Raw genomic sequence first — 9,014 nt, forward strand, 5'->3', positions numbered from 1 at the left:
TCCAGCGTCACATAGGCGGTGGCGCCGCGCGACGCGTCGCCGGCCTCGGCCAGCGCCATGGCTTCGGCATGCGGGCGGCCGCCGGGTTGGGTCCAGCCGCGGCCGACGACGCGGCCATCCTTCACGATCACGCAGCCGACCGACGGGTTGGGGACGGTCTGCCCGATGCCGCGGCTGGCCAGCGCCAGCGCTGCGCCCATCCAGCGCCAGTCTTCAGCCGCTGGGCTCACTCGATCGGCGGTTCAGCCGGTGCCGGCACACGCACGATGGCATCGACGCTGGGCTGGGCGGCGACATAGGGCAGGTCACGCTTGAAACCGCCGCCCTGCACATAGTCATCATATTGCTTCTGCGCGTCGATCTTTGCCTTGCCCGACAGGGTGGCAATATGGGCGCGGGCTTGCGCCAGCCGGGCCTCGCGGGCGGCCTTGGTGGCCTTGGCATCGGCGATGGCATCGGCGCGGCTGCGATCGGCCTTCCAGCTTTGCGCATAGATGATCACCGGATCGGGCTTCATGTAGCCCCAGCGCGATTCGATCAGGAACAGGGTCATGATCATCGTCGTCGCCAGCACAGAGCCGGCGGCGATCCAGTAGCGCTTGCGGCGCTGGGTGGCATCAGGGGGATCGAGAAAGGCCATGGCGGCAAGATAGGCGGCAGCGGCGCGCTTGGCCAGTGGTGCGGCAATGGGGGAGGGGCACGGCCCCTCCCCCGGTTCTCTGCCTCAGCCGGCGTCGGCCAGGTTGAAGCGGATGGTGAAGCGGCGGCTGGTGGCGACCGGCTGGCCATCCTTCAGCGCCGCCTCGAACCGCCAGCGCTTGAGCGCAAAGGCGATGGCGGCGGCATCGAGCCGGGCGAAGCCGGACGAGCGCAGCAGGTTGACGCCGGTCACCACGCCGCGCGCATCGATGCTGACCATCAGTTCGACATTGCCTTCTTCGCCCAGTGCGCGCGAAGCCGTTGGGTAAGGTGGCTGCATCGACGCTGCGGCGATCAGGCGGGCGCCGCGGCTCGGCCCGCTGGCCACCGGGGGCAATTGCGGCGGCTGCAGGGACTCGCCGTTGCCGGCGGTGGGTCCCTGTGGCCCGGCATCACCAATCGGCGGCGGTATCACCGGGTCGGGCCGGGTTACCTCATAGTCGGGCTGCATGATGTCGTTGACGATCGGCAGGTCGCTGGTCTTTGGTTCAACCGCCAGCTTCTCCTCAACCGGCGGCTTGATATCGGTGATGATGATCGGCTTTGACGCGGGTTTCGGACGGGTCACCTGCCAGCCGGCGAGCAGCAGGGCGGCGAGGGCGACATGCACGGCGGCGGTGGCCGCCAATCCAGAGGTCTGGTTCGACAGGCTTTTCATGCGCGATTCTCCCAAGGATGAAGGTCGCACAGCGCCGGCGTTCCGCCGTGTCTGCGGTGCCGATACAGTATAACATGGACTGACGATAATGATAGGCCGCTGGCTGCGGCGCGGGCGCGCAGTCAGCCGCCGAGGCGGCGCAAGGCTTCTTCGCGGCCGATCAGCGGCAACAGGGCGGCCATTTCCGGCCCATGCGGCTGGCCGGTGAGCGCCAGGCGCAGCGGCAGGAACAGCGCTTTGCCCTTGCGGCCGGTGGCGGTCTTCAGCGCGTCAACCAGGCGGCTCCACACATCATCACCCCATTCCAGATCGGCCAATGTGGCGCGGGCGGTGGCGAGATAGTCGGGCTCCTCGATCACCGGCGTCACCGGCCCGGCGATCACCGCGTGCCAGGCGGCGGCTTCATCGAGCCGGGTGAGATTGCCGCGGATGGCCTGCCATTCGGCCTCCGTGATGCTGGCCGGCAGGCGTGCGGCGACATCCGCCAACTCCATGTGATGGATGCAGCGCGCCGACAGGCTGGCGAGATCGGCCGGATCGAAGCGGGCGGGGGCGCGGCCGAAGTGGGCCAGCGCGAAGCCAGGCAGCAGATCGGCCAGTCTGGCCAGCGGCTCGACCGGCTGCGAGGTGCCGAGCCGGGCCAGCAGAGCGGCAACGGCCACCGGCTCGATGCCGCGTTCGCGCCACGCGTCCACGCCTTCCGAACCGATGCGCTTCGAAAGCGCGGCATCGGCGCCGGTGAGCAGGGCGAGGTGGGCGAGGCGCGGCGGTGTTGCGCCCAGCGCGGCAAACATCTGCAGCTGCACGGCCGAGTTGGTGACATGGTCCTCGCCGCGCACGATGTCGGTGATGCCGAGGTCTATGTCATCAACGACAGATGGCAGCATGTAGAGCCAGGAGCCATCGGCGCGGCGGACGACCGGATCGGAGAGTGAGGCCGCGGGGAAATGGCAAGCCCCACGCACGCCATCGTCCCAGTCGATGTCAGCGGTCTCGTCCATTCGGAAGCGCCAATGGGGCTTGCGGCCTTCGGCTTCGAGGCGGGCCTTGTCGGTCTCGGTCAGCGCCAGCGCGGCGCGGTCATAGATTGGTGGCAGTCCGCGCGACAGGGCGACCCGGCGCTTCAGCTCCAGCTCCTCGGTCGTTTCATAGCAGGGGTAAGCCCGCCCCTGCGCCGCGAGCCGCTGCAGCGCATCGTCGTAGAGCGTGAAACGGTCCGACTGTTTCACCTCGTCATCCGGTGGGCAGCCGAGCCAGGCCAGATCATCGCGGATGGACTGCGCCGATTCCGCCGTGGAGCGCGCCAGATCGGTGTCATCGAGCCGCAGCAGGAAGCGGCCGCCACTGGCCCGAGCGAGCAGCCAATTGACCAGCGCGGTGCGGATATTGCCGGCGTGGAGGCGGCCGGTGGGCGACGGGGCGAAGCGGGTGACGATCATGGCCCTGCCCATAGGCCAAGGCGACGGCGAAATCACCGTCCGATTGCCGCCAGCCAGTCAGCGGCGACCCGCCTTATGCTCGCCTCATGATCCATGCCCTCATCGCCCTCGCCGTCGCCGCCGCCCCCATTGGCGGGCTTGTCATCACGCCCGCCACCATTCCCTGGGGGCCGGCTGCGGCCGATGGCACCCGCTTTGCCCTGCTCGAAGGCCAGCGCGACGTGGCGGGCCAGGCCTTTTCCTATGCCTTCGCACTGCCGGCCGGCACATGGGACAAGCCACACCGCCACAGCACGACCGCGCGCATCTTCGTGTTGAAAGGCACGCTGAAGCTGGGCTGGGGCGCCCAGATGGACAAGGCCCACGCCCACGCCTTCCCCGCCGGCAGCTTCGTGGTGGTGCCGGCCGGTGCCGTACATTTCGACGGCGCCGACGAGGAGACAATCATCCTCGGCGTCGCCAGCGGGGTGTGGGCGACGCATTACGAGGATGGCAGCGCCGGTTCGGCGGGAACGCCTACTTCGCCCTGATATGCCGCGCCACGGTGCGTTCCTTCACCTGCGCGCCGTAGATCACGCCATTCTTGTCCACCCACAGGCCTTCGGCGCCGCTGGTGGCGCCGGCATCGGGGTTGGGATCGGGATCGGGGATGAAGGCCGTCACCTTGCCGTTCTTTACCGATCCGATGCGGATGCCGCGCTGCCAGCCGGGGTTGTAGCCATAGCCAACCGGGCGGCGGCTTTCGCTGTCGCCGCTGTACATGATGTCGTTCCGGTCAATGAACAGGCCCGACGGCCGGCCGAATTGTGACCAGCTTTTCAGCAGCTTGCCCTTTTGCGTGTAGACCTGGACGCGGTTGTTCCAACGATCACCGACATAGAGCAGGCCCCTTGAATCCATGGCGAGGGCGTGCGGCACTTCCAGATCGCCCTGTTTCTTGCCGGGCTGGCCCCATTGCATCAGATATTTGCCGTTGCGGTCGAACTTCAGGATGCGGGCGACGCCGCGGTCCGCCTCGTGGCCATCGGCCACGAAGATGTCGCCATTCTTCGCCACGATCACGGCATTGGGTTCGGTGAAGACATCGGTGCCCTTGCCCTGCACGCCGGGTTTGCCCAGCGTCATCAGCAACTTGCCGTCTGGGCTGAACTTCAGCACCGTCGCGCCCTTGCCAGGGATAGCCCGGGCGTCGGTGAGCCAGATATTGTCTTGTCCATCGATGGTGAAGCCGTGCGGGAACACCGTCAGCCCGCCGCCGAAGGCCTTGATGAAGTTGCCGGCCGCATCGAATTCCATGATCGGATCGATGCTGGAATTGCCGCAGCTGTTGGCGCCGCAGCGTTCCGCCACCCAGATATGGCCCTTGCTGTCCACCGCCACCGCGCTGGTGGAGCCCATCACGCGGCCGGCCGGCAGCTTCAGGAAGCCCAGCTCGCTGCGATAGGGGTTGGGCTGCCTGTTGGTCTCGGCCGTCAGCGGGCCGGGCTGCGGCAGGGTTTCGATGGTCCACACCGGGCGCGCCTGTTGCGCCGCTGTCTGGGCAAGAACGGGGCTGCCGGCCAGCAACAGCGTGGCCAGGATGATCGGCTTCATGTCGTCCCCCTCTCCGGCGGTTCAGCCGCCGTTTGCCGGCTTCTGTGCCGTAATCCCGATCGTCGCCAGCACTTCCGATCGCTTGTCGAGCGCCTGGCCGCCGGCAGGGAAGCCATTGGTCTTGAGCAGGAAGGCCAGCACATCGGCATATTCTTCCCGGGTCAGTGATTGCGGGTCGTTCTGCGGCATCGTGGTGCGCACCCGGTCATAAAGATCGCCCACGGTCATCGTGTCCCAATGGCTGATGAACTCGCCGCCGATCAGCGGCGGTGCCTCGCCGGTGCCGTTGAGCGCGGCGCCGTGGCAGGCGCCGCAGCGCTGGGCATAGACGCCGGCACCGCGCGCCGCCTGTTCGGTCGTGTAGATGCCCTGCCACACCGATTTGCCGGCATCCTGGGCCAGAGCGGCCCCAGCCATGACGGTGGCAACGACGATGGGCAGGGCAAATTTCACGCGTCTGATCCTCACTTCTTCCCCGGCAACGCATAGGCGATGAACTCGCCCGAGGCGTTGCCGCCGCTGGTCGGCACGATGATATACTGCTTGCCGGCCACCATGTAAGTCATTGGTGAACCCGATTGGGTGGAGGGCATGAACACCGCGCCCACCTCCTTGCCGGATTGCTTGTCATAGGCGCGCAGCATCGCCCCGCGTGGGTGATCGGCGGTGGTGGTGAACTGGTTCTCGCCGGCGATCACCAGCGTTTTCGTCACCAGCGTGCCGATCTGATAGGTGGCCTGCCCGGTGCGCGGGATGCCACCAATCGCCTTGATTGCCGGGTGGTTGCGCACGAAATCCGGCGTCTCGCCATGGGCGATCTGCCATTTGATCGTGCCATTGTTCACGTCGATGGCGCTGATCGTGCCGTAGGGCGGCTTCATCAGCGGCAGGCCATCGACGGCAAGCCGGGGCGGGCCACCGCCGCCACCACCGCCGCCAGCAGACGGCGGCGGACTGTCTGCCCCCGCCCCTTCACCCGGGCCCTTGATCATCGTCACCGGCTGGCCGGCCACGCCGACCACCAGCGGAATGTCGGACAGGCCGGGCGGTGGCGGCAGCAGGCCGGTCGAGGAAATGCAGGTGCCGCAGGCATAGACATAGGCGATGCCGGTTTCCGGATCGAAGCTGCCGCCCGGCCAGTTGGTGCCGCCCTGCGCCCAGTTGTTGATGACGCCGAATTTCTCCGGCGTGGAGACGATTGGCGGCGTGTAGACCGGGCCCAGCTCATAATGGCTGGCCAGTTCCTTGGCCTTGGCCTTCAGGTCGGGCGTGAAATCGATCAGGTCGGATTCCAGATAGCCGTTGCGGCTGTAGACCGGCGGTTTCGATGGGATGGGCTGGGTCGGGCTGTACCATTCACCCGGCACCTTGCCCTTGGCCACCTTGGTTTCCTTGATCGGCCACACCGGCACCCCGGTGGCGCGGTCAAAGACGTAGAAGAAGCCTTGCTTCGACGGCAGTCCGACGACCTTGCGCGGTTTGCCATCCACCGTCACGTCCATCAGCAGCGGCGCACTGCTGTTGTCGAGGTCCCAGATCTCGTGGTGGATGAGCTGGAAGTGCCAGCGCCGCTGGCCGGTCTTGAGGTCAACGGCGACAAGGCTGTTGCCGAACAGGCCGGGGCCGGGCCGCTTGCCACCGAAAAAGTCCGACGTCGGCGATTCGACCGCGAGATAGGCCAGGCCCAGGTCTTCATCGACCGAAACCTGCGTCCACACCCCGGTGTTGCCGTTGATGTCGGCCGAGTTGTTGTACCAGGTGTCGTAACCAAACTCGCCTTTCTTGGGGACAGTGTGGAAGGTCCACAACCGCTTGCCGGTGCGCACATCAAAGGCGCGGACATAGCCCTTGGTGTTGTTGTGGGTGCGCGGCGTGAAGCCTTCGCGGAAGGCGGCGCCGATGATGATGGTGTTGCCCGACACCGCCGGCGCGGAATGCACGCCGACTTCGCCGGTGTCGAGATCGCCCAGGTCCTGATCGAAATCGGTCTTCAGATCGAGCACGCCGTTGACGCCAAATTCGGGATCAGGCCGGCCGGTATCGGCATCGAGGCTGACGAGGCGATAGCCGATGGTGACATAGAGGATGCGGCGCTTGGTGCCGTCGGTCCAATAGGAGAGACCGCGGCCCGACAGCGCGCGCGGGCTTTCGGCCGAGCGCTTGCCTTCGTGCAGGGCAAATTGCCAGAGCAGCTCGCCGGTGGCGCCATTCAGCGCGACCACGGCGCGGCGGGTGCCGCCGGTGGTGTAGATGACGCCGTCCACCGCCAGCGGGGTCGATTCCAGCTTGTATTCCGGCCGGCTGCCCAAGATGTCGGTCTTGAAGCGCCAGGCGATTTCGAGGTTGCTGAAATTGCCGGCGTTGACCTGGTCGAGCGGCGAATAGCGGCTGCCTTTCAGATCGGCGTTGTAGGTCGTCCAGTTGGCGACGCCGTTGGTGGTGCGCGCGGCGGTGGTGCCTTCCTTGGCCGGCGTCTGCGCCTGCACCGAGGTGGTGAGCATCAGCGCGGCCATGACCGACAGCGGCAGGGTAGAGTTGATCTTCATGTGTTTGCCCCTTGATGGTTGATTGCAGTTGCCGACAGTCACGCCGCCGGCATCTGCATCACCTTGTCGAGCCCGGCCTTGATGCTGGCCTTTTGCGCGTCGGTCAGCTGCGGATAGGGCGTGCGGGCATACATCATCGGGCCACCCATCCTGAGCGAGAGCACATATTTCATCTGGGCATAGGTGTTCGCGCCCATGTTGTAATCGCGCATGATGCCCTGGGCGGCGCGCAGGTGCGCCAGCTTCGCTTTCCAGTCGCCCTTGGCGCGGATCGCCTTGAAGATATCAGCGCACTTGTCGCTGAACGGGTTGCCGTCGGCCAGGATGGCGCCCATGCCGGCCTCGACCGCCGGGATCAGGTTGTTCGACGTGCCGCAGCGCATGTTGAGCTCGGGGAAGTTCTTGAGGAATTGCGCAAATCCTTCCGGATCCCCCGAACTGTCCTTGATGCCGGCCAGGTGCGGATATTGCATCATGTTGCGCAGCAAATCGATGGTGATCGAGACCTCGGACGTGCCGGGGATGTGGTAGAGGTTGATCGGGATCGACACGGCTTCGAACAGCTTGGTGTAATAATCGGTCAGCCCTTCCAGCGGCGGCTGGTTGAAATAGAAGGGCGGGATCACCAGCAGGCCATCGGCGCCGACGCTCTGGGCGTGCTTGGCCAGATCGATGGTCTCGACGATGTTGGATGTGCCAGGGCCGACAATGATGTTCATGTTGCCCTTGTGCTGCATCGCCGTCTCGGTGATCAGCTTGCGTTCGGCCACGGAAAAGCTGGGAAACTCACCGGAGGTGCCAAGCACCACGACGCCATCGGCGCCGCATTTCTGGTGCCATTCCATCACCGCCTTCATGGCGCCGGGATCAAACTGGCCCCTGGCATCGCATGGGGTGACCGTCGCCACCCAATACATCACCTTGTTCTTCGAACCGAGGCGGCGCGCGCCCATCTGTGCGGCTGCCGGCGCGGCGGCCCCCAATGCACCAGCGGCGGCCACACTTGCAGCCATTGCCAGCGTGTCCCGGCGGGTCATGTCCATGGTCGATCCTCCCCAAGCGGCTGTCATGCTGCAGCCTGCCGGCGCATCATTGCGCCGCGCGCTCGTGGCGGCAAGAATTTTGCGCGGCTGGGCTACCTGTCGCTTGCAAGGGGGTCTGATTGGCGTGAGCTTGGGCAGGTCAGCGTGATGCGACCATAAGGCGGGTCGTCGGGATCGCGGTGCCAGGTCAGGTTGGCGCAACTGGCCAGGACGTCACGGCCCAGTTTCAGGATCGGCCAGCCGCGCTGGCGGCCACGCTTGCCGGTAACCATGTCGCCTTCGCTGGCATCGGCGTCGGGCGGCAATTCGGCCTTGCCCGCCCAATCGAACAGCCGAACATCGACATCGCGCAGCATCACCCCGGCAATATTGAGCGGGTGGGCCAGGTGCAGGTTGCGCACCGGCCGATCGACACCAAAGGCAACCTCGACGCGCCGCACCGGCCCGGTCAGCGCACCGTTGCCGGCCTTGGCCAGCCGGCTGGCGGCTGCCACGCTGGCCACGCTGCCGGGGCGCAGCGGGTGCAGTTCCAGCTCGATCCGGCCGCTGCCGGGCAGCGACCAGCGCATCATCAGGGCGTTGCTGGCACTGCCCGGCGCGGCATCCAGCGTGGTCGCACGGTCTTGCCGTGTGGCGGGGCGGAACTGAAGTTGCACGTCGTCATGCGGCAACAGGCCAACGCCGATCACGCCGTCGCTGCTGGCGGCCTGGCCCGATGGCGCCACCTTGGGGGCCAGCACCTGGGTGTGCGGGATCGGCCGGCCGGCGATCTCCAGCCATTCGCGGCTGTAGGGCAACACCACCGTCACCTGGCCCACCGCGACGCGGAACAGGCCGCGCTCCACATCTTCGCGGTTGGGCGCGGCCAGCTTCAGCCGCGCCACCGTGGCCGGGTTGAGCATGACCAGCGGATCCGCGCCGAAATCGACGGTGAGCAGCACCGGCTGGCCATCGATGCGCGCCGCCACCAGCGGGGCAGCGGCCGGCAGCACCAGGGGCGGCAGCGGTGCTGGCGGGCCGGGCGTGGAGGCGGCCA

At 66.8% G+C, this 9,014-nt stretch carries 9 protein-coding genes and 1 pseudogene; 1 reads left to right on the plus strand and 9 read right to left on the minus strand.

Annotated elements, in window-relative coordinates; all coding sequences use genetic code 11:
- The 4 genes and pseudogenes from GJ693_RS11195 to gltX all read right to left on the minus strand — a co-directional run.
- A pseudogene (locus tag GJ693_RS11195) lies at positions 1 to 200 on the minus strand (bifunctional diaminohydroxyphosphoribosylaminopyrimidine deaminase/5-amino-6-(5-phosphoribosylamino)uracil reductase RibD); the annotation flags it as partial.
- Positions 201 to 226: 26 nt separating this feature from the next.
- Positions 227 to 640 carry a hypothetical protein gene (locus GJ693_RS11200; protein WP_156256388.1) on the minus strand — a complete coding sequence of 138 codons (414 nt, stop codon included), beginning with the start codon at positions 638 to 640 and terminating at the stop codon, positions 227 to 229.
- Between the two features lie 84 nt (positions 641 to 724).
- Positions 725 to 1,357: an energy transducer TonB gene (locus GJ693_RS11205; RefSeq protein WP_156256389.1), complete on the minus strand. Its 633-nt coding sequence runs from the start codon at positions 1,355 to 1,357 to the stop codon at positions 725 to 727.
- 122 nt (positions 1,358 to 1,479) lie between these two features.
- On the minus strand, positions 1,480 to 2,796 hold the full coding sequence (gltX, locus tag GJ693_RS11210) for a glutamate--tRNA ligase (RefSeq protein WP_156256390.1): 1,317 nt from the start codon (positions 2,794 to 2,796) through the stop codon (positions 1,480 to 1,482).
- A gap of 86 nt (positions 2,797 to 2,882) precedes the next feature.
- Between gltX and GJ693_RS11215 the strand changes: the two genes are divergently transcribed.
- The gene (locus GJ693_RS11215; protein ID WP_156256391.1) at positions 2,883 to 3,326 is read left to right on the plus strand and encodes a cupin domain-containing protein; all 444 of its coding nucleotides are present in this window, start codon (positions 2,883 to 2,885) and stop codon (positions 3,324 to 3,326) included.
- Here GJ693_RS11215 and GJ693_RS11220 read toward each other — a convergent pair.
- From GJ693_RS11220 to GJ693_RS11240, 5 genes are all read right to left on the minus strand, one after another.
- Entirely contained in the window at positions 3,313 to 4,389 is a 1,077-nt protein-coding gene (locus GJ693_RS11220; protein ID WP_156256392.1) for a peptidyl-alpha-hydroxyglycine alpha-amidating lyase family protein, read from the minus strand. The two genes, GJ693_RS11215 and GJ693_RS11220, sit on opposite strands and share 14 nt — an antisense overlap.
- 21 nt (positions 4,390 to 4,410) lie before the next feature.
- Positions 4,411 to 4,842 carry a c-type cytochrome gene (locus GJ693_RS11225; RefSeq protein WP_156256393.1) on the minus strand — a complete coding sequence of 144 codons (432 nt, stop codon included), beginning with the start codon at positions 4,840 to 4,842 and terminating at the stop codon, positions 4,411 to 4,413.
- An 11-nt stretch (positions 4,843 to 4,853) separates the two neighbouring features.
- Positions 4,854 to 6,935 carry an outer membrane protein assembly factor BamB family protein gene (locus GJ693_RS11230; RefSeq protein WP_156256394.1) on the minus strand — a complete coding sequence of 694 codons (2,082 nt, stop codon included), beginning with the start codon at positions 6,933 to 6,935 and terminating at the stop codon, positions 4,854 to 4,856.
- A gap of 38 nt (positions 6,936 to 6,973) precedes the next feature.
- Entirely contained in the window at positions 6,974 to 7,978 is a 1,005-nt protein-coding gene (locus tag GJ693_RS11235) for a dihydrodipicolinate synthase family protein (RefSeq protein WP_197042133.1), read from the minus strand.
- Positions 7,979 to 8,070: 92 nt separating this feature from the next.
- Positions 8,071 to 9,014 (minus strand): pepsin/retropepsin-like aspartic protease family protein (locus tag GJ693_RS11240; RefSeq protein WP_156256396.1); only part of this gene is annotated, 944 nt, incomplete at its 5' end.

Origin of the sequence: Sandarakinorhabdus oryzae (genome assembly GCF_009733735.1) — a bacterium.
Lineage (GTDB): Bacteria > Pseudomonadota > Alphaproteobacteria > Sphingomonadales > Sphingomonadaceae > Sandarakinorhabdus > Sandarakinorhabdus oryzae.

What these genes read in the sequence shown, in the direction of transcription:
- GJ693_RS11200 (WP_156256388.1), bottom strand. Translation starts at nt 640, where the DNA reads ATGGCCTTTCTCGATCCCCCTGATGCCACCCAGCGCCGCAAGCGCTAC.
- GJ693_RS11205 (WP_156256389.1), bottom strand. Translation starts at nt 1,357, where the DNA reads ATGAAAAGCCTGTCGAACCAGACCTCTGGATTGGCGGCCACCGCCGCC.
- gltX (WP_156256390.1), bottom strand. Translation starts at nt 2,796, where the DNA reads ATGATCGTCACCCGCTTCGCCCCGTCGCCCACCGGCCGCCTCCACGCC.
- GJ693_RS11215 (WP_156256391.1), top strand. Translation starts at nt 2,883, where the DNA reads ATGATCCATGCCCTCATCGCCCTCGCCGTCGCCGCCGCCCCCATTGGC.
- GJ693_RS11220 (WP_156256392.1), bottom strand. Translation starts at nt 4,389, where the DNA reads ATGAAGCCGATCATCCTGGCCACGCTGTTGCTGGCCGGCAGCCCCGTT.
- GJ693_RS11230 (WP_156256394.1), bottom strand. Translation starts at nt 6,935, where the DNA reads ATGAAGATCAACTCTACCCTGCCGCTGTCGGTCATGGCCGCGCTGATG.
- GJ693_RS11235 (WP_197042133.1), bottom strand. Translation starts at nt 7,978, where the DNA reads ATGGACATGACCCGCCGGGACACGCTGGCAATGGCTGCAAGTGTGGCC.